The 19412-nt window shown below is 61.7% G+C and carries 21 protein-coding genes; 14 read left to right on the forward strand and 7 right to left on the reverse strand.

What is annotated here, in order from left to right; translation table 11 throughout:
* Position 1: 1 nt before the first annotated feature.
* A complete protein-coding gene (locus tag EV286_RS15465; RefSeq protein ID WP_132958015.1) occupies positions 2 to 577 on the reverse strand; it encodes a GbsR/MarR family transcriptional regulator in 576 nt (191 codons plus the stop codon).
* A 472-nt stretch (positions 578 to 1049) separates the two neighbouring features.
* Here EV286_RS15465 and EV286_RS15470 point away from each other — a divergent pair, with 472 nt between their 5' ends.
* From EV286_RS15470 to EV286_RS15480, 3 genes are read left to right on the forward strand one after another with little or no spacing between them, the layout of a single operon-like run.
* A complete protein-coding gene (locus EV286_RS15470; RefSeq protein ID WP_132958016.1) occupies positions 1050 to 2300 on the forward strand; it encodes an FAD-dependent oxidoreductase in 1251 nt (416 codons plus the stop codon).
* Positions 2301 to 2310: 10 nt separating this feature from the next.
* Positions 2311 to 3021: an SDR family oxidoreductase gene (locus EV286_RS15475; RefSeq protein WP_132958017.1), complete on the forward strand. Its 711-nt coding sequence runs from the start codon at positions 2311 to 2313 to the stop codon at positions 3019 to 3021.
* Between the two features lie 14 nt (positions 3022 to 3035).
* Positions 3036 to 4088 carry a 4-hydroxyproline epimerase gene (locus EV286_RS15480; RefSeq protein ID WP_132958018.1) on the forward strand — a complete coding sequence of 351 codons (1053 nt, stop codon included), beginning with the start codon at positions 3036 to 3038 and terminating at the stop codon, positions 4086 to 4088.
* 28 nt (positions 4089 to 4116) lie between these two features.
* On the opposite strand, the gene EV286_RS15485 is transcribed toward EV286_RS15480, so the two are convergent.
* Positions 4117 to 4593 carry an RbsD/FucU domain-containing protein gene (locus EV286_RS15485; RefSeq protein WP_132958019.1) on the reverse strand — a complete coding sequence of 159 codons (477 nt, stop codon included), beginning with the start codon at positions 4591 to 4593 and terminating at the stop codon, positions 4117 to 4119.
* The gene (locus EV286_RS15490) at positions 4577 to 5821 is read right to left on the reverse strand and encodes an ROK family transcriptional regulator (protein ID WP_132958020.1); all 1245 of its coding nucleotides are present in this window, start codon (positions 5819 to 5821) and stop codon (positions 4577 to 4579) included. The genes EV286_RS15485 and EV286_RS15490 overlap by 17 nt, the downstream gene beginning before the upstream one ends.
* Positions 5822 to 6051: 230 nt before the next feature.
* Here EV286_RS15490 and EV286_RS15495 point away from each other — a divergent pair, with 230 nt between their 5' ends.
* From EV286_RS15495 to EV286_RS15530, 8 genes are all read left to right on the forward strand, one after another.
* A complete protein-coding gene (locus tag EV286_RS15495) occupies positions 6052 to 7077 on the forward strand; it encodes a sugar ABC transporter substrate-binding protein (RefSeq protein ID WP_132958021.1) in 1026 nt (341 codons plus the stop codon).
* Between the two features lie 166 nt (positions 7078 to 7243).
* Positions 7244 to 8326, forward strand: coding sequence for an ABC transporter permease (locus tag EV286_RS15500; protein WP_132958022.1), 1083 nt, complete (start codon positions 7244 to 7246; stop codon positions 8324 to 8326).
* A complete protein-coding gene (locus tag EV286_RS15505) occupies positions 8326 to 9108 on the forward strand; it encodes an ATP-binding cassette domain-containing protein (protein WP_132958023.1) in 783 nt (260 codons plus the stop codon). Before EV286_RS15500 ends, EV286_RS15505 begins: the two co-directional genes overlap by 1 nt.
* Positions 9105 to 9731 (forward strand): nucleoside triphosphate hydrolase, encoded by a 627-nt coding sequence (locus EV286_RS15510; RefSeq protein WP_132958024.1) that lies wholly within the window; start codon positions 9105 to 9107, stop codon positions 9729 to 9731. Before EV286_RS15505 ends, EV286_RS15510 begins: the two co-directional genes overlap by 4 nt.
* A gap of 113 nt (positions 9732 to 9844) precedes the next feature.
* The gene (locus EV286_RS15515) at positions 9845 to 10192 is read left to right on the forward strand and encodes a DUF805 domain-containing protein (protein WP_132958025.1); all 348 of its coding nucleotides are present in this window, start codon (positions 9845 to 9847) and stop codon (positions 10190 to 10192) included.
* A gap of 106 nt (positions 10193 to 10298) precedes the next feature.
* Positions 10299 to 11339, forward strand: coding sequence for a dihydroorotase (pyrC, locus tag EV286_RS15520; RefSeq protein WP_132958026.1), 1041 nt, complete (start codon positions 10299 to 10301; stop codon positions 11337 to 11339).
* A gap of 120 nt (positions 11340 to 11459) precedes the next feature.
* On the forward strand, positions 11460 to 12641 hold the full coding sequence (locus EV286_RS15525; protein WP_132958027.1) for a GGDEF domain-containing protein: 1182 nt from the start codon (positions 11460 to 11462) through the stop codon (positions 12639 to 12641).
* Positions 12642 to 12830: 189 nt separating this feature from the next.
* A complete protein-coding gene (locus EV286_RS15530) occupies positions 12831 to 13376 on the forward strand; it encodes a glyoxalase superfamily protein (protein ID WP_132958028.1) in 546 nt (181 codons plus the stop codon).
* A 33-nt stretch (positions 13377 to 13409) separates the two neighbouring features.
* Here the strand turns inward: EV286_RS15530 and EV286_RS15535 are convergent, their stop codons facing one another.
* Positions 13410 to 13892: an anthrone oxygenase family protein gene (locus EV286_RS15535; protein ID WP_132958029.1), complete on the reverse strand. Its 483-nt coding sequence runs from the start codon at positions 13890 to 13892 to the stop codon at positions 13410 to 13412.
* A gap of 223 nt (positions 13893 to 14115) precedes the next feature.
* On the opposite strand from EV286_RS15535, the gene EV286_RS15540 reads away from it, so the two are divergent.
* Positions 14116 to 14772 carry a TetR/AcrR family transcriptional regulator gene (locus EV286_RS15540; protein ID WP_132958030.1) on the forward strand — a complete coding sequence of 219 codons (657 nt, stop codon included), beginning with the start codon at positions 14116 to 14118 and terminating at the stop codon, positions 14770 to 14772.
* Positions 14773 to 14823: 51 nt separating this feature from the next.
* On the opposite strand, the gene EV286_RS15545 is transcribed toward EV286_RS15540, so the two are convergent.
* Complete coding sequence (locus EV286_RS15545) at positions 14824 to 16092, reverse strand: MgtC/SapB family protein (protein ID WP_132958031.1); 1269 nt, start codon at positions 16090 to 16092, stop codon at positions 14824 to 14826.
* A gap of 197 nt (positions 16093 to 16289) precedes the next feature.
* Between EV286_RS15545 and EV286_RS15550 the strand changes: the two genes are divergently transcribed.
* A complete protein-coding gene (locus tag EV286_RS15550; RefSeq protein WP_132958032.1) occupies positions 16290 to 16985 on the forward strand; it encodes an orotate phosphoribosyltransferase in 696 nt (231 codons plus the stop codon).
* Between the two features lie 60 nt (positions 16986 to 17045).
* The gene (locus tag EV286_RS15555) at positions 17046 to 17972 is read left to right on the forward strand and encodes a carbohydrate kinase (protein ID WP_132958033.1); all 927 of its coding nucleotides are present in this window, start codon (positions 17046 to 17048) and stop codon (positions 17970 to 17972) included.
* A 3-nt stretch (positions 17973 to 17975) separates the two neighbouring features.
* On the opposite strand, the gene EV286_RS15560 is transcribed toward EV286_RS15555, so the two are convergent.
* Both EV286_RS15560 and EV286_RS15565 read right to left on the reverse strand, forming a co-directional pair.
* Complete coding sequence (locus EV286_RS15560; protein ID WP_132958034.1) at positions 17976 to 18779, reverse strand: alpha/beta hydrolase; 804 nt, start codon at positions 18777 to 18779, stop codon at positions 17976 to 17978.
* A gap of 112 nt (positions 18780 to 18891) precedes the next feature.
* The gene (locus tag EV286_RS15565) at positions 18892 to 19242 is read right to left on the reverse strand and encodes a GNAT family N-acetyltransferase (RefSeq protein WP_165932856.1); all 351 of its coding nucleotides are present in this window, start codon (positions 19240 to 19242) and stop codon (positions 18892 to 18894) included.
* Positions 19243 to 19412 lie beyond the last annotated feature (170 nt).

Here is a 19412-nt window from a genome sequence, read left to right on the forward strand (position 1 = left end):
GCTACCTCTTGCTAGCCGGGGCTGAGCGGTTTCGTCCGAGCGAAACCACACGGTCTTTGACTTCCAGAAGCTTGGTTACTTTCGCGCCGAGCGAGAGTAACGCGGCCAGTCGGTCTGTTTCAAGTTGTTTTACGTCGTCATACCAGTGAGTAAGCTTTTCGATCAGCGCGTGCATTTCCCCCATGCGTGCCTGCGCATGACGCTCAGCATCGCTTGCCGGCTGCTGCATGAGGATCTCCCTCAGCACGGAGAGCGTTGGATCCACTTCCCGCTTCTTCCGCTCTTCTGCGAGTGTCCGCAGGATCTGCCATACGTCATCAGGCGTGGTGAAGAAGTCGCGCCGATCATCTGGCTTGTGCTTGAGGATGACGAGGTTCCAGGCCTGCAATTCACGAAGACTCATGGAGACGTTAGAGCGTGAGATTCCGAGCGAGTCGGCTATCTCTTCCGCACAGAGCGAGGATTCGGAAATATAGAGCAGCGCGTAGATCTGGCCGACGGTGCGGTTGATACCCCAACGGGATCCCATTTCGCCGAAATGCAGCACGAAGGCTTGGACGAGAGGTGGCAGGTTCATCTCTTTTCTCTATTCAGTAATTTCAATAATTTCTGAAATCAGAATATCGACCGTCGGCTTTTTGACAATGGTTGGCCCTTCCGCTGCGGCAATTCGCGCGCGTCGTGGCCGAAACCTGCTGGTAAGGTCTGCCGAACGGACCCGAACGTCATTGATCCAGATCAAGCGCAGTTGAGGTCGAGCGCCGGGCAATGCTTTTCTTGGGCGAGAAGAGGACGTGCAGGCGATAGACGCTGTCGACACATCCCTGTCGTCTGACTCCAGGCGCAAAGGTTGGCGGCGAAGTGGCAGGGATGGCCACCCCGCAAACCTCGGGAAGAAAATCCCATCGGTCACCATCGACGTGCGAGATGTCGGTGCCGGCCGATGATGCGACCGTTGCACACATCACCGATTTACCGTACCAATGTCGCCTGATATATCACAGACGCACGGGCATTCGGCTCTATTCTGCTGCATACGGGTGAAGGCAATGAGGGAAGAAGCAGGGCAGACGGCTATCGTGGTCGGCGCGGGCATCATCGGTGCAGCGATTGCCCTCGAGTTGCAGCGGCGCGGGCGGCAGGTAACGCTGATCGACAGGGACGAGCCGGGCAAGGGCGCCTCCTTCGGCAACATGGCGAGCATCGCGCTCGATTTCGCGGCGGGGTCGGGGCCTTCGACCTGGCGGAAGATCCCGCGCTGGCTGCTTGATCCGGAAGGCCCGGTCTGGCTACGCCCGTCTTATGCGCTAAGGATGCTCCCTTGGTTCCTCCGCTTCGTCGCGGCCGGGCGCCCGTCGCGGCTGCGCGAGATCGAGGATGCCGGCATGGCTCTTTCGGGCCGGGCGCTCGTCGATTTCCGGGCCATGCTGCAGACGATCGGCGCGCCGGAATTGATGACCGAGGAGGGGTGCCTCGCGATCTATGAAACCGAGGCGGAGTTTGCCGGCGACCGCGGCCATCTCGAGATGATGCGGCGCTATGGCTTCGAGCATCAGGTCCTGAGCGGCGCCGCCGCCCGCCATCTTGAACCGGCGCTTTCGCCGGTCGTGGCCAAGGCGGTCCTGCTGCCCGACAACAAGTCGATCCGCGATCCTTATCGCCTTGTCCTCAAGGTGGTCGATACGGCCAAGGCGCTTGGCGCCGACGTCGTCTCCGCTTCGGTGCGGACTATCGAACGCAAGGCCGATGGTCGCATTGCCGTGGCTCTGGAGGACGGGCGGCATCTGGAAGCTGCTTCGGTAGTCCTCGCTGCGGGCGTTCGCACGCGTTTCGTTGCCGAAAGGCTGGGCGAACCGATACCGCTCGAAACCGAACGCGGCTATCACACGCAGATCATGAGGCCCGGCATTTCGATGGGCTATTCGATCATCTGGCCGCATCGCGCCTTCATGGTGACGCCGACCGCGGGCGGCATCCGCGTTGGCGGCAATGTCGAGCTCGCCGGTCTGGACGCTCCGCCTGATTACCGCCGTCCGCGCGTGCTCGTGCGCCATGCCCAACGCATTTTGCCCGACCTCAAGGTAGAGGAGGCAAGCGACTGGATGGGCCATCGGCCGGCTCTTCCGGATACGATCCCCGTGATATCGCCATCTTCCCGTGTGCCCGGCGTCTTCTACGCGACCGGCCACGGCCATCTCGGCCTCACCTATTCGGCCACGACAGCGCAGCTTGTCGCCGATATGGTGACGGGTGAAACGTCGGCGATCGACATGACGCCGTTCCGCATCAACCGCTTCTAGGAGGAAAGCCATGCCCAACACCGACAGACCCGTTGCATTGATCACCGGCGGCGGCCGCGGCATGGGCGAGGCGATTGCCCGTGAACTTCACTCGGGGGGCTATCGGCTGGCGCTGATGTCGCCTTCGGAAAGTTGCGAAAAGCTTGCCGCCGAACTGGACGGCGTAGCTTCCCGCGGTGTTGCGGAAAAGGCGGAGGATATCCAGGCGATCTTCGACCTGACGATGAAGACCTATGGCCGCATCGATGCGGTCGTCAATCACACCGGTCATCCCCCGAAGGGTGACCTGCTGGACATCACCGACGAGATGTGGACCCTTGGTTCCGATATGATGGTGCTGAGCGTGGTCCGCATGGCGCGACTGGTGACGCCGGTCATGCTGAAGCAGGGCAAGGGCGCCTTCGTCAATATCACCACCTTCGCCGCGTATGAGCCGTCGCTTGTCTTCCCGGTTTCCTGCGCCTATCGGGCGGCGGCGGGCGCCTTCACCAAGCTTTATTCGGATCGCTATGCGGCTGACAATATCCGCATGAACTGCATCCTGCCGGGCTATATCGACAGCCTGAACCACAAGCCGGAAACCGCCGACAAGATCCCGATGAAGCGCATCGGCCACATGCAGGAGATCGCCAAGACCGCGGCCTTCCTGCTATCGGACGGTGCCGGCTACATTACCGGGCAGAACATCCGCGTTGATGGCGGCGTCACCCGCCACGTCTGATTGGAGTTTGAGAGATGAGATGGAAGCGCACGATCCAGCTGCTGGACGTCCATGCCGAGGGTGAGATCGGCCGCGTCGCGATTGGCGGCGTGCCGAAAATTCCGGGTGACACGATCGCGGCCCAACTTCGCTGGCTGAACACCGATCCAAAGGGTGACGAGCTTCGTCGCTTCCTGTGCCTCGAGCCGCGCGGCGCGCCGATCGGCTCCGTCAATCTGCTGCTGCCGCCGAAGCATCCGGATGCCGATGCCGCGTTCATCATCCTGCAGCCTGATCAGGCGCATGCAAGCTCCGGCTCGAATTCCATCTGTGTCACGACGGCGCTCCTCGAATCCGGCATCGTCGAGATGAAGGAGCCGGAAACGATCGTAACGCTCGAAACGGCCGCCGGTCTGGTCAAGGCGACTGCGACCTGCCGCGACGGGCGCTGCGAGAAGGTGAAGCTCACAATGGTTCCGGCCTTCGTGCATGAGCTCGACGTGGCGATCGACACGCCAGACTGGGGCAGGATCAGCGTCGATCTCTGCTATGGCGGCATCTTCTATGCGCTGGTCGATGTCGGCCAGATCGGCATGAAGATCGAAAAGGCGAATGCGGCTGCGCTGGTGCAGGCCGGCATGGTCCTCAAGGACATGATCAACCGCAGCATCTCGGTCGTCCATCCGGAGATCCCGGAAATCTCCGGTGTCGCCTATGTCATGTTCCGCGATATCGAAGCCGATGGCACGGTCAGGACCTGCACCACGATGTGGCCGGGACGCGTCGATCGCTCGCCCTGCGGCACCGGCAATTCAGCCAATCTGGCAACGCGCCATGCGCGCGGCACTGCCAAGGTCGGCGATATCTTCAAGTCGAAGTCGATCATCGGATCGGAATTCGAGGTCGGTCTGCAAGCCGTGACCGAGGTTGCCGGCCGTCCTGCAATCATACCCACGATTGCCGGGCGAGGCTTCACCTTCGGCCTCTCGCAGGTTGCGCTCGATCCCTTCGATCCCATGGCGGACGGATTTGCGCTGACCGACGTCTGGGGACCCTCAGCAGGCGACATCGGCGCGCCGCGTCGCTAGCTCGCAATCCGGACTGGCGGCCGGCCGGTCACATCAGGAAAGGGTCGATGTCGGTGCTGGCGGGCGTTATCGTCTCGCCCCCGCGGATCACGCCCTTGCGCAGGATGATGTTGGCGTAGAGGCGCGGCTCGCTCGTCTGGATGACGGCGTAGGCGGCTCTGACCCGACCATAAAAATCCTGGCCGACGAGCGGAACGACCCGCTGGTCCGGCTCGTGCCTGGCGCAGCAGGCGACCATTTCCTCGTGGACTGCATCGAGCGTGTCGCGATCTGCCCCGACTGTTGCCCGGAAGATCGCTTCCGGGACGAAGTCGTCGATCGGCAGCACGCTGAGCACTGCATCGAGAACCGGTATGAGCGGGTGGCCGTCGAGCCGGATGAGGCGGCGCGCATGCTCGGCGCCGGGATAATTGCCGTCGACGATGGCGATCTCGTCGCCGTGCCCCATTGCCCTGAGAGTTGCCAGGAGCTCGGGACTGAGCAGCGGATCAAGCCCCTTCAACATTTTCGATCTCCTTGAAGAGTACATTCTGGTCGATGAGATAGCGGGCGAAGATCGGCAGGCTTGCGCCGCCGATCGCCCGGGCCTGGGCGCCGACTGCTCCCTCGATGATATCCGGCATCAGGACGCCCTGAAGGTCGAGCTCGGAGACCTCCTTGATCGTGGCGGTAACGATCCGTTCGCGTATCCAGGGCGGAAAGCCGCCGTCGATGACCGCGGCCGAGAAGTCGATGATTGACGCCGCCGCAACGATGGCCTGCGCCAGGGCCTTTGCGGTGTCGTGGATCCACTTTTCCAAGGGCGGGCCAAAGTCGATCCAGTCATCGGCGGAGTACCACAGTGGCTGCGGGTCCAACCCGTGTTCCCGCAGGATGTTCTCGAGCACGAATATCGAGGCGATCTCCAGGAGCTGGCGCGTCTCGCCGTCCTTGTCGCGCACCGGGAGGGGGCCGACGGCGCCAGCCGTGCCCGACCGACCAACGAAGATCGAGCCGTTGATGACGATACCGCCACCGATGAACGAGCCGATGAAGAAATAGACGAAATCCTGGTAGCCGTGGCCGACCCCGAACACAAGTTCGGCGCCGCAGGCGCTCGTGGCGTCGTTCTGCAGAAAGACCGGATAGGAAACCCTGAGCGCCACTTCCGCCTGCAGGTCGAAGCCGCGCCATACGTCCATCGCGCCTTGCGGTGCGCCGACCTCCTCGGCCCAGTTCCACAATTCGAAGGGTGCGGCGATGCCGATGCCGGCGATGCGTCGCAGCTGCTCTTCGTCGATGCGTGCCTCGATCTTTTTTATCCCCGAGGTAATGAACGCCATGATCTCCTGTGGCAGCGGATAGGCATAGGTCTGGTGCAACTGCAGGCGGATGCGGCCCACGAAATCCATGAGCACCAGGTCGGCACTGCGCCGGCCGATCTTCACGCCGAAGGAATAGACCGCGTCGGGATTGAGGCGCATCGGCGTCGAAGGCTGGCCGACCCGGCCGCGGACGGGATCACCACGGGAGAGCAGGCCCTCCTTTTCCAATGCCCGCATGATGACGGAGACGGTCTGTGCCGAAAGACCGGTGCGTCGTGCAATGTCCGCCTTGGAAAGGGCACTATGACGGCGCACGAGCGACAGCACGAGCCGTTCGTTATAGGCACGCACGCGAATCTGGTTGGATCCGCTGGGATCCGTAATTTGCGGTTGCGCGGTGGCGCGAACCGAATCGCTCGAAGACGACATCGGCCGATTCCTCCCTCTACATTGGCCTATGCCTTATATTTGGGCAGCATGCCACATCCAATTAATAATTCAATTGGATTTATTTATTGACAAGGGAATTCGTTTCCGCTCTTAATTGACCTCGTGGAGGACGAGGCCGGACCTTTGGGGGGTCATAAGGCTGTACTGAGTGGATCGGCTTTCCCTCTTCCTCGACATTGAACGGACAGATCCATATTTGGGAGGATTAGATGAAGAAATCTGTGGTCTCGGCGGCTTTCGCCGCGCTTGCGCTTGGCGTGGTATTCGCCGTTCCCGCGCAGGCAGCCGATGTCTCGGCATGCCTCATCACGAAGACTGACACCAACCCCTTCTTCGTCAAGATGAAAGAGGGTGCGACTGCCAAGGCCAAGGAACTCGGCGTGACGCTGAAGTCCTATGCCGGCAAGATTGACGGTGACAGCGAAAGCCAGGTCGCGGCAATCGAAACCTGCATTGCCGATGGTGCCAAGGGCATCCTTTTGACGGCATCCGACACCAAGGGCATCGTGCCCGTGGTCAAGAAGGCGCGTGACGCCGGCATTCTGGTCATCGCTCTCGATACGCCGCTCGACCCGGTCGATGCAGCCGACTCGACCTTTGCCACCGACAATTTTCTCGCTGGCAAGCTTATCGGCCAGTGGGCCGCCGCCACCCTCGGCGACGCTGCCAAGGATGCCAAGGTTGCCTTCCTTGACCTGACCCCGTCCCAGCCGACCGTTGGCGTCCTGCGTAATCAGGGCTTCATGACCGGCTTTGGCATCGACACCAAGGATGTCAACAAGATCGGTGACGAAGACGATGCGCGCATCGTTGGCTTTGATGTGACCAACGGCAATGAAGAAGGCGGGCGCACCGCGATGGAGAATCTTCTCCAGAAGGATCCGACCCTCAACGTCGTCTATACGATCAATGAGCCGGCAGCCGCTGGCGCCTTCGAGTCGCTGAAGGCAGTCGGCCGCGAAAAGGACGTCCTGATCGTCTCGGTTGACGGCGGTTGCCCAGGTGTCAAGAACGTAGCCGAAGGTGTGATCGGCGCAACGTCGCAGCAGTATCCGCTGCAGATGGCTGCCCTCGGCATCGAGGCCATCAAGAAGTTTGCCGACACGGGCGAGAAGCCGAAGCCGACCGAAGGCAAGAACTTCTTCGACACGGGCGTCTCTCTCGTGACGGACAAGCCGGCGGCAGGCATCGAGTCGATCGATACGAAAGCCGGCGCGGACAAGTGCTGGGGCTGATGTCCCGCGCATGACTTGAAGAATCGCAAGCAAGGGCGGCCCCGGCCGCCCTTCATTAAAAACGCCCCGCATTCGAACGGGCGGCAAACATTCAGCCTCCGGGAACGATGGCGCCTGTCGGCGACGGACGCGCGATCCCTGGAGCAAAGCCAAGCGGGAGGTTTCCATGGTCGAGCCAAATACGGCCACGCAAGCAGGGCAGGATTTCGAGAAGAGCCTGGCAAACAGTTCGACGCAAGTTGCGTCGTTCGACACCCATGAAAAGACGCCACTGCAGAAGCTGCAGCACTTCCTGCATTCGAGCCCTGCCGCGGTGCCGCTTATCGTTCTGGTGATGTCGCTGATAGTCTTTGGGCTCATTCTCGGAGGCAAGTTCTTCTCGGCATTCACGCTGACCCTCATTCTCCAGCAGGTCGCGATTACCGGTATCATCGGCGCGGCCCAGACGCTGGTCATCCTGACGGCCGGCATCGACCTTTCGGTTGGCGCCATCATGGTGCTGTCGTCGGTTGTCATGGGGCAATTCACGTTCCGTTATGGCCTGCCACCCTCGCTGGCGATCCTTTGCGGGTTCGCGGTTGGTGCCCTGTGCGGCTACATCAACGGGTTTCTCGTTGCCCGCATGAAGCTGCCGCCGTTCATCGTAACGCTCGGTATGTGGCAAATCGTGCTGGCGGGGAATTTCCTCTATTCTGCCAACGAAACCATAAGGGCGCAGGACATCGAGACGAACGCCCCCATCCTGCAGTTCTTCGGTGCGACTTTCCGCGTCGGCGGCGCGGTGTTCACCTACGGCGTCATCGCCATGGTCCTTCTCGTCGCAGTGCTCTGGTACGTGCTGAACCGCACGGCCTGGGGACGGCACGTCTATGCGGTTGGTGATGACCCCGACGCTGCGGAACTTGCCGGTGTCAATGTCAAGCGGATGCTCGTGGCGGTCTATGTGCTCTCCGGTCTCATCTGCGCGCTCGGTGGCTGGGCGCTGATCGGACGCATCGGTTCGGTTTCCCCGACGGCGGGCCAGTTTGCAAACATCGAATCCATCACCGCAGTGGTGATCGGCGGCATCTCGCTCTTCGGCGGGCGAGGATCCATTCTCGGCATGCTTTTCGGCGCCCTTATCGTCGGCGTGTTCTCGCTGGGCCTCAGGCTCATCGGCACCGATCCGCAATGGACCTACCTGCTGATCGGCATGCTCATCATCATCGCTGTTGCGATCGACCAGTGGATCAGAAAGGTAGCAGGCTGATGGCTCAAGAACCCATTCTCACGGCGCGTGGTCTGGTTAAGCGCTACGGTCGTGTCACGGCCCTGGACAACGCCGATTTCGATCTCTACCCCGGAGAAATCCTGGCGGTCATAGGCGACAACGGCGCAGGCAAGTCATCCCTGATCAAGGCACTCTCGGGTGCCGTCAGGCCGGATGAGGGCGAGATCCGCCTCGATGGACAGCCGATTCACTTCCGCTCGCCGATTGAGGCGCGCAAGGCCGGCATCGAAACGGTCTACCAGAACCTTGCGCTTTCGCCGGCGCTGTCGATCGCGGACAACCTGTTCCTTGGTCGAGAGCTTCGCAAGCCTGGCATCTTGGGATCGGTCTTCCGCAGCCTCGATCGCACGGCCATGGAGAAATTCGCCCGCACGAAACTCTCCGAACTGGGGCTGATGACCATCCAGAATATCAACCAGGCGGTTGAAACACTCTCGGGTGGCCAGCGCCAAGGCGTGGCTGTGGCACGCGCGGCCGCCTTCGGCTCCAAGGTTGTCATTCTCGACGAGCCAACGGCCGCTCTCGGCGTCAAGGAAAGCCGACGCGTGCTCGAACTGATCCTGGACGTGCGGGCACGTGGCCTGCCGATCGTGCTGATCTCGCATAATATGCCGCATGTCTTCGAGGTGGCTGACCGTATCCACATCCACCGCCTGGGCCGCCGGCTAACCGTCATCAATCCGAAGGAATATACGATGTCGGACGCCGTCGCCTTCATGACGGGCGCAAAGGCGGCACCTTCGGAGCCGGTTGCTGCATGAGTCCGGCGCTGGGGGAGATAGCCGACGAGATCATCGGAAGGGCGAGCGATGCGCGGCGTTTCCTCATCGCCATCGCGGGGCCACCCGGTTCCGGCAAGTCGACCATGGCCGATGCTCTCGCCGCGCTGCTGCGCGACTGCGGCGAGAGTGCTGAAGTCCTTCCGATGGACGGCTTCCATATGGACAACGCCGTCCTTGTGGAGAAGGGCCTCCTGGCCCGCAAGGGCGTTCCGGAAAGCTTCGATGTCCGTGCTTTCCTCGATATCATAAAAGCCGTGCGGGCGGCCAATGAGGAGGTCCTGGTTCCGGTTTTCGACCGTTCTCGGGAGCTTGCGATCGCGTCGGCCCGCATCGTTTCGCCGGAGCACCGCTTCATCATCGTCGAGGGCAACTATCTCCTCTTCAGCCTCGGCAAGTGGGCGGAGCTGGAAGGCGTGTTCGACTACTCGGTCATGCTTGCCCCGCCGATCGAGGTGCTCGAGGAGCGGCTCTGGGCGCGCTGGCGCGGCTACAAGCTCAGCGAAGACGAAGCGAGCGCCAAGGTATATGGCAACGATCTGCCGAACGGTCGCCTGATCCTGGCCAATCGCCGGCCGGCGGACGTGACCTTGGAGATTGCCTGACGCCCGGCGTCATCGAGCCGCTAGCGAATGGCTTGCTGCCACTATTGCGGTTGAGTGGGAATCGCTGCAACTCTCATGTGTCGAGTGATGCCACTCGCTCATGGGGGGATTTCATGACGTTCACCGAGGCCGTTGGCTCCGTCTTCTCGAAATATGCCGTGTTCCGCGGGCGCGCACCCCGATCCGAATTCTGGTGGTTCGCGCTTTTCAATATAGTTCTTTCTTTCGTCGCCGGCTTGATCGACGCTGCTTTCACGAATGGTGATGTGCTGGCGATTGTCTATTCACTGGCCGTCTTCCTGCCGGGCCTCGCCGTCGCCGTCCGCCGGCTTCACGATATCGATCGCTCCGGCTGGTGGCTGCTGATCGGGTTCATTCCGCTCGCCGGCTGGGTCATCCTGATCTACTGGTACATCCAGGAGGGGACGCTCGGAGCAAATCAATTCGGTCCCGCGGTTTGACGCTATAATGATGCGCTTGGCGATGCCTGGGCGGTTGTCATGACCTGAGTTCGAGTGCTAATCCCACCCGGCCGATCGCAATGACGTTCGCAGTGGAGATTTTTCGATGCAAAGGCTCACCATCCGTCGCCCCGATGACTGGCACCTTCATCTGCGCGACGGCGCCATGCTCGAAGGTGTGATCGGCGATACCAGCCGCCATTTCGCCCGCGCCATCATCATGCCAAATCTTGTGCCGCCGGTCGTCACGACGGCGGACGCGATGGGCTATCGCGAGCGCATCATGAAGGCCCTGCCGAAGGGCGATCGCTTCGAGCCGCTGATGACGCTCTATCTGACGGAGCACACCAGCCCTGATGATGTGGAGGAAGGCAAGCGAAGCGGTCTCATCACGGCCGTCAAGCTCTATCCCGCTGGCGCCACCACCAATTCGCATGGCGGTGTCCGCGATATCGAAAAGGCGATGCCCGTCCTCGAGCGGATGGCGAAAATCGGCTTGCCGCTTTGTGTGCATGGCGAGGTCACGACGCCCGAGGTCGATATTTTCGACCGGGAGGCGGTCTTCATCGAGACCGTGCTCGATCCGCTGCGCCGCCGCCTGCCGGAGCTCAAGGTGACGATGGAGCATGTGACGACCGAAGACGGTGTCAACTACATCAAGTCCGCCAGGGCCAACCTTGCCGGGTCGATCACCACGCATCACCTGATCATTAATCGCAACGCCATTCTGGTAGGCGGTATCAGGCCGCATTACTATTGCCTGCCGGTCGCCAAGCGGGAGAACCATCGCCTCGCCTTGCGTGCAGCGGCAACGAGTGGCGACGCACGCTTCTTCCTCGGCACAGATTCGGCGCCGCACGTCGACCCGCTCAAGGAGTGCGCCTGCGGCTGCGCCGGCATCTACACCTCGATCAACACGATGAGTTGCCTTGCCCATGTCTTCGAGCAGGAGAGCAGCCTTGATCGCCTGGAGGCCTTCGCCTCGCTGAACGGCCCGGCCTGGTACGGCCTTGCTCCGAACGAGGAGAAGATCACGCTCATGCGGCGGGATGAGGCCGTTGCCTTTCCGCCGAAGATCGAGACAGGGGCGGGGACCGTGACGGTCTTCGATCCGATGTTCCCGCTTCATTGGGACGTGGAGATTTGATCGCCGCTAATGGCTTGGAATTTCCATAAATTTTTACGGGGAACGTAACACATTCGATACGACTGCCGCGCTAGCCTCCCTTTGAGGTCGTTGCGGAGCGGTTCATGCCGTGGAGAATGGATGCAGACGCTTGATTATAGTTCCCTTCTCCTGGCGCTTGGTGTGTCCGCCACCTGCCTGGCGATCACGCTCATGGGTAGCTGGCTCGCCCGCCGAACGGAAACTTTCCTTCTCACCTGCACCTTCGGTCTCGTCCTCGTTGTCGCCGGCATCTTTGTCTACAGCCTCTATGTAGGGGAGCCCGGCCTCGGCATTGGCCTTGCAAATTTTGCGCTGCTCCTCTCCGGCTTTTCGGTCATCTGGGGTGCGGCGTACCAGTTTCGGACGGGGCGGCTGCCGCGTGGGCTGGTCGGGCTGCGCATGGTTGCGGCAATGGCCATCGTGATTCCGCCCATGCTGGTTGGCTTTGACGGGCTTGCCTTCATCTTCGAGAATCTCGTGATAGCTATTCTCCTGCTGGAGACGGCCCGTGAATACTGGCGCGGACGTCAGGAGGCGCCGGTGCCGGTCATGGGCATCACCGCGCTTTATACCCTGACATCGATTTCCTTCATGATCTGCGCTGCAGTCCTCATCTGGAACGGCAAGCGCGTTCTTGGCGCGGCGCCGAACAACTGGGCCGAGGATCTGAGCCTCGCCATTTGCATCGCCGGCATGACCGGTATCGGCGCCCTCTCGCTTGCGCTGCACCAATGGCGGCTGGCTGCGCGCCATCGCCTCGATGCGATAACCGATCCCCTGACCGGTCTCCTGAACCGGCGGGCACTTTTCGACCTTCACGGCGAACGGCCGGTCGATGCTTCGACCGCTGTGATCCTCTTCGACGTCGACCGGTTCAAGACCGTCAACGACCAATATGGTCATGCGGTTGGCGACCGCGTGCTGAAGGCCTTCGCCGACGTGCTCTCGGCCAACTGCAGGACGGTGGATACTGCTGCCCGCCTCGGTGGCGAAGAGTTCGCCCTCGTCCTGCGCGGCGTGCTGCCCGGCAGGGCCGAGATCATCGCCGAACGCGTGCGAAGCTCGTTCGAGGCGCGCGAGATGAATTGCGACGGCAAGGTGGTGAAATGCACCGTCAGCGTTGGTGTCGTCACCGCGTCCGGCCAGCCGCTCAGCTTCGACGCCATGTTGAGCGGTGCCGACAACGCACTTTACGCGGCCAAGAGGGGCGGTCGCAACCGCATCGAAGTCGGCAGCTATCTCCATGCCGTCGCTTCGGATGCGTCGCGAAGCGCATCTTGATCGGCATCGACCTCTGCCATAATGTGGCAGGCGGCCGGATGCGGCCAGCCGACCCGCGGCGCCCTCGGGCGCAATGGTGAATGCATCCACACGACATCCCTCACATCCTTGCCGCTTGGCTTTGATGGCGAACGGATCAGCAGAGCGGGCACTGATCTTGCCGTTCGTCGCCAGAGGAAGGATGAACCAATGCGCGATTTTCGCGACGCGAAGCTTATGGCCAAGGCCCTCAGACAGGCCTTCGCCGATCGCAATACGCCTATTTCCCACAGCGAAGCGCTGGAGATCGTCGCCGCCCAGTTCGGCTTCGACGAATGGAATATCCTGTCTGCCAGGATCGAGGCGGCCTCGGCCGCAGCCGGCAGCACCAATCGCCCCAGTATCGAGCCGCCGATCCCGATCTTCCGCATCTTCTCCGTGGAAAAGGCCATGGAGTTCTATTGCGGCTTTCTCGGCTTCACGCTCGATTGGGAGCATCGCTTCGGAGACAACTTTCCCCTCTATTGCCAGGTATCGCGTGATCGCATGATCATGCATCTCAGCGAGCACTCTGGCGACGCAAGCCCCGGTGCGAAGGCTTTCGTCTGGGTGACGGGCGTACGCGCCTACCAGGCGGAACTCGCGGCCAAGGACTATCGCTACATGAAGCCGGGCGTCGAAGAGGCGCCCTGGGGTTTCGAGATGACGGTAATCGATCCCTTCAGCAACCGCATCGCCTTCTGCGAACGGAAGTGACCTGACGCGGGAGGTGCACCCTCCAGCTTTTCCTCAGATGATCATCAGTGCCCGCACGAAGGCGATGGCTGAAATCAGCGAAGCGATGGTCCGGACATGGTTCCACCAGGTCCAGTCTTTAAGGTAGGTCGCCCATAGCTGCGCGGCGGCAGGATCGCTGCCGCCGACCTTCGCCAGCGCATCGTTCAAGGGGACGTTGAAGACGATCGTCGAAATGAACGAGGCGAACAGGTAGGACGCGGCCCCCGCCAGCATCCACACGCTGGCGCTGCCGCGCCAGCCCATTATGGCGATCACCGAAATGGCGATGCACAGAAGCGCCGTCGGAACGAAGAGCAGCATGAAGGGCGAGCGGACGATCGTCACATTGATGGAGTTCATCGCGGCGATGCCCTGCTCGGCCGGGATCCTTGCAAATGCCGTCATGACGAAGGTCGAGAAGGCAAAGAACATGCCGGCGATCAAGCCGCTACCGATGGCAGCCGCGATAAGAATGACGGGAAGAGCGAAGGCCATGGTCATTTCCTCCATAGTTTCACTGTCGCTACGCGGCTGTTGCGACTGCGATCGGGCACAGACTGCCCATCCCTGTCCGAGGCGCCCCGCGTCCCAACTCCGCCAATGAGAATGATTTCCGGAATTTGCATGTCGAAACTCCCTGATCAAAAAGGAGAAACTCTCTCATTTGCAAAATGAGATAAACTCTCTTATTTTGTTTGTCAACAGCAGGAGGTTTGGCATGGATGGAGAGTCGTCACCCCGGCGCAGGCGGCGGGCAGACAACGGCGGGCAGCTCCGTCGCATTCCCAGCCAGAAACGGGGCCGCGACCGCTTCGAGAAAATTCTCGCCGTGGCCATGGAGCTTATCGAAAGAAATGGCAGTGATGCCCTGAAGATGAGCGAGATAGTCGAAAAGGCCGACCTGTCTTTCGGTGCGCTCTATCAGTACTTCCCTGACAAGACCTCGATCATCCGGACGCTTGCGGAGCGCTTCAACGAGCAGGGTAGGGCATGCGTCCAGGCAGAACTCGCCAAGGTGACCGACGCCGCTGGACTGCGGCAGGCGCTGTGCGACATCGCCGATCAGTATTACGAGTTTTTCCGCCGCGAGCCGGTCATGCGCGACATCTGGTTCGCCACGCAGGCGGACAAGCTTCTGCGCGAGGTGGATGCCGAGGATATGGAGTTTCACGCCCAGGCCCTGCTTGCGGCGCTCAAGCGGCTCTCGCCGGATCGGCAGGATGCTGAACTTGTCATGGTTTCGCGGCTGGTGATGCAGTTGCTCGCGGCAGCGGTGCGGTATGCGATCTCGCTGGATGAGAAAGAGGGCGAGGCCGCAATCGCGCTTTACAAGAAAATGTTGCCCGCGGATATCGAACGGCTGTCGGGCATGTGATCACGTCTCGCCCCTGCATCCGAGCGCGGCGGAGACTGCGGGTGGCGATTATCAGGGCAGAATGCTCAGAAGCGCAAAGTGGCCGATTGCCCCAAGGCCTATCGCGATGCCGGACGCAGCTGCGAGGGCACTGGCATAGGGGCGGCTGCCGGCAGTGAAGGCAAGCGCGACCTTTGTCGCCACATTGACCGCAACCGCTATGAGAATGACCTCCGCCGCAGTGGCTATCGTGACCGTCGAGCCTGCAAGCCGGGCGGTGGAAAGAGTGATGGCGTCCACGTCGACAAGGCCTGAAATGGCTGCAACTGCATAGAGCGCCGACGCGCCGACATGGTCGATGGCGATCTTGGATATGAGGCTGATCAATCCGAGCAGCAGCGCGAAGGAGATCACCGTGCTCAGCTCGAACGGATTCTTGAGTTGGACGTGAGGAACATTCTGTGCCGAGCCCCCACGCCGGGCCCACAGGATCGCTGCGGCCACAAATCCGACGATCGCCGGGATCAGCCCCGCCGCGAGCGGCAGAAGCATGCTCGGGGACAAGGCTGTGCCGATGACGAGGACGCGGCCGCAGGATAGCGCGCCGGCAATCGCCGCACCCGCAGCAAGATAGGTCGATCCTTGCGGCGCATCCTTCGAATATCGTGCAAAGGACAGCGTCAGCGCCGTGGACGATACCAGCCCTCCGGCCGCGCCTGCCAGGAGCACGCCGTGGCTTGTGCCCAACGTCTTGATGGCAATGTAGCCGGCAAAGGAAAGCGCTGCGATCGTGATCGTCAGCAGCCAGAGGGAATAGGGATTAAGCGCGCCCCATGGATCGAGCGCCCTGTCGGGCAGAAGGGGAAGTGCAATGACCGTCATGGCGAGGAGCACGAGGGCAGAGCGTAACTCGATCCAGGTCAGTCCCTTCAGGAAGCCGTGCAGCCTGTCGCGCGCCGCAAGCACCGCCGTGGTCACGACCCCGCCCGCCGCCGCGGTGACGACATCCCCGACCGCGGCAAGAACGCCGAGACAGAAAACGACAAGTGCTGCTACCACGGTCGTGATGCTGTAATCATCGTCCTCCTCCGCCTCCTGCCACTTGCCGGCGATGTAGACGAGGCCGAGCAGGAAGGCGATGGTCGCCGGAAGGAACGGGCCGGTCGCGGAATGAAGCGTTCCCGCAATGCCGCCGAGAAAGCCCGTTAGGCCGAACGTGCGCAAGCCTGCGGTCCTGCCGCCGGGCCGCACCTCGCGTTCGCGCCAGCCTCGCTCGACACCGACGAGCAGGCCGATGGCGAGTGCGACAGCAAGACGCTGGAAGGCTTCGAGATGTTCCATGTCCGCAACGATATTCACGTGGGGATGGCGCGCAAGGCGAAATCGTTGAAGAAACAGGCCTATCCGGCTTGGGGGAAGTTGCCCGCAAAACGGCTCCGGCGCTTTTGCGGGCATTCTCGATCTTTGGACGCCTCGTGTTCTGGAAACTTGCCGCACTTGCTGCTATTGGCCGATAAATTTGGCCAAAGGAGAGAGCGATGATCCAGACGACATTCACCGACCGCACCGTCATGGCGGAGCTCGTGGCGAGGATGCTCTGGGAGATCAAGGCGGTGCATTTCAATGCTGCACAGCCCTATAAACTCTCCTCGGGCATGGCGAGCCCGGTCTATATCGATTGCCGCAAGCTGCTTTCCTTCCCGCGCATCCGCTCTACGGTCATGGACTTCGCCGCCAGCGTTGTGATGCGCGATGCCGGCTTCGAACAGTTCGATTGCATTGCCGGCGGAGAGACGGCCGGCATTCCGTTTGCGGCACTGCTCGCAGACAGGCTCAGCCTGCCGATGGTCTATGTTCGCAAGAAGCCGAAGGGCCACGGCCGCAATGCACAGATCGAAGGCAACATGCCGGAGGGTTCACGCGTGCTCGTCATCGAGGATCTGACGACGGCCGGCGGCAGCATGTTCCAGTTCATCGATGCGGTGCGAGCCGCCGGCGGCGTCGTCGATCACGGCATTGCGCTCTTCTACTACGACATCTTCGACGAAGGCGCCCTCCGCTTTGCAAACGGCAAGGTGAAGCTGCATTATATCGCCACCTGGCGGAACGTTCTTGCAGTCGCAAGGGAACAGAAGCTCTTCGACGAGACGACCCTTGCCGAAGTCGAAGCCTTTCTGGATGCGCCGCTCGCCTGGTCGGGTCGCAACGGCGGCGTGAGTGAGCTTTCGCTCTAGCGTTTTGACAAAAGCTCGCTTAATCCGTTGATGAAAGATAGGCAATCGGGAGGAGTTTTCATGATTCTGTGCTGTGGCGAGGCCTTGATCGACATGCTGCCGCGGGAGACGACTCTCGGCGAAAAGGGCTTTGCGCCCTATGCCGGCGGCGCGATCTTCAACACCGCGATCGCGCTCGGGCGCCTCGGTGTTCCGACGGCCTTTTTCACCGGCATCGCCGACGACATGATGGGCGAAATCCTTCTCGACACTCTGAAGGCCAGCAATGTCGATTATGGCCCCTGCGCCATTACCGCGCGTCCGTCGACGATCGCCTTCGTCAAGCTCGTCAACGGCCAGGCGACCTATGCCTTCTATGACGAAGGCACGGCTGGCCGCATGATTACGACCGATGACCTGCCGGCGCTCGGCGACGATTGCGAGGCACTGCATTTTGGCGCGATCAGCCTTATTCCCAGTCCTTGTGGAGAGACTTACGAAGCCTTGCTTCTGCGCGAGCATGAGAAGCGCGTCATCTCGCTCGATCCGAATATCCGCCCCGGCTTCATCAAGAATAAGCAGGCCCATATGGCCCGCATCAGCCGCATGGCGGCCAAGTCGGATATCCTCAAATTCTCGGACGAAGACCTGGCCTGGTTCGGCCTGGAGGGCAATCATGATGATCTTGCTGCCCACTGGCTGAAGCACGGCGCCAAGCTCGTCGTCATCACCAAGGGCGCGGAAGGCGCCGAGGGCTATACGAGGGAGCGTAAGGTCACGGTTCCGAGCGAGCGCGTGACGGTTGTCGACACGGTCGGTGCGGGCGATACCTTCGACGCGGGCGTGCTTGCGTCGTTGAAGATGGACGGCCTGTTGACCAAGGCGCAGGTAGCCACGCTCGATGAGAAGGCGCTGCGCAACGCGCTGACGCTCGGCGCCAAGGCCGCTGCCGTTACCGTTTCCCGCGCCGGCGCAAATCCTCCCTGGGCGCGCGAGATCGGTCTTTGAGGCTCAGGCGATCCTATCCAGAAAGCCGAGCACTTCGCGATTGAAGAGCTCGGGCCGCTGCAGCGGCGCGAAATGGCTGACACGCGGCAGCACGATCAGTTCCGCATCGGGAATGGTGCGTGCCAGATAATCGGCGTGCTCCGGCTTGATGAATTCGTCGTTCTCGCCGATGGCCACCGTAACCGGCACCGCGATGCGCGCAAGGTCGTTGGCGCCGTAGTTCGGCTCACTCTGCATCATCACGGTCACGGCCGCGACGAACGCCTCGAACTCGCCCGGTGTGGCCGAGAGCGCCTGATAGTCCTTCCTGTGGCGGCTGAAGCAGCGGTCGATCACCGGCGTCGGCTTGAACTCATGGACGCCACTCGGATCCGTGTTGCAGGCAAAGAAGAAGACGCCGCAGATGCGCTCCGGCACCTGGTCAGCGAGGATCAGCGCGGTGCAGGCGCCGTCGCTCCAGCCGACGAGAGCGGCCTCCGCAAGGCCAAGATGATCCATCACGGCGAGCACGTCGGAGGCCAAGAGCTGGTATTTGAAGGGGCGGGAATCGCGCGTGCTGCGGCCGTGTCCGCGACTGTCGATCACCACCACCTGATAGCCCTCTTCGACAAGTGCCGGCACCTGAAAGCCCCAGTTTCCTGCGTTCCCGAGACCCCCGTGCAGCAGGATCACCGCCGGGCCTGACCCGTAGCTCGCATGCCAGATCCGGGCGCCGTCGTGATCGACGAAGCCCTCGCGTTCGGCGTCCGGCAAGGGCGCTGCTCCGTACGCCTCGAAATCCACAAGTTCGTCGTCTGCCACATTCATTCGACCTCTCCTGAAACGATCCACCTAAGGACGACCGGCCGCATCGCCTTTCGACATCGATTCTGAAAAACACCATGCGGCAGAAACCGCCGACAGAAGCCGCTTTGACCCTTTAGCGGCCGCCCCAGCCATAGTGGGTAACCGGGTGGCCTGTTCGGGGATGTGGAGCGTCGCGCAGAAAAATCAGGCCCGCCTTCTCATAAAAGGCACGAGCCCTTGCGTTGCTTGACGCAGTGAACAGCGTGATGCCCTCCGGCATTGCCTTCATGGCGTGGCCAAGAAGCGCTTGACCGATGCCGTAGCCGAGGAACCCGGGTCGAATAAATAATTGGTCGAGAATGGCTTCGCGCGGCTTGATCGCGACAAACCCGATGACACGACTTTCGCGAGCGACAACCGTCACCTCCCACCCCGCGGCAAACGCGAGATCAACGCGCTCCCGCAGCTCGTTCATCGTCGGCATGACAGGAGGCCCGACATCCGGCAGGCTGGCGCTGCTGTGCCAAACCTCGGCAATCGCGTCATGGTCGGCCTCAACGGATGGCCGGAGGTGATAGCTCGGGATTGTTACCTTCATGTTCCATCAAATGCCGGGACGCCAGCAAGCCAGCCTCAACTACCGGTGCAGTTGGT

It is taken from the genome of Rhizobium sp. BK251 (assembly GCF_004345245.1).
Classification (GTDB): domain Bacteria; phylum Pseudomonadota; class Alphaproteobacteria; order Rhizobiales; family Rhizobiaceae; genus Rhizobium.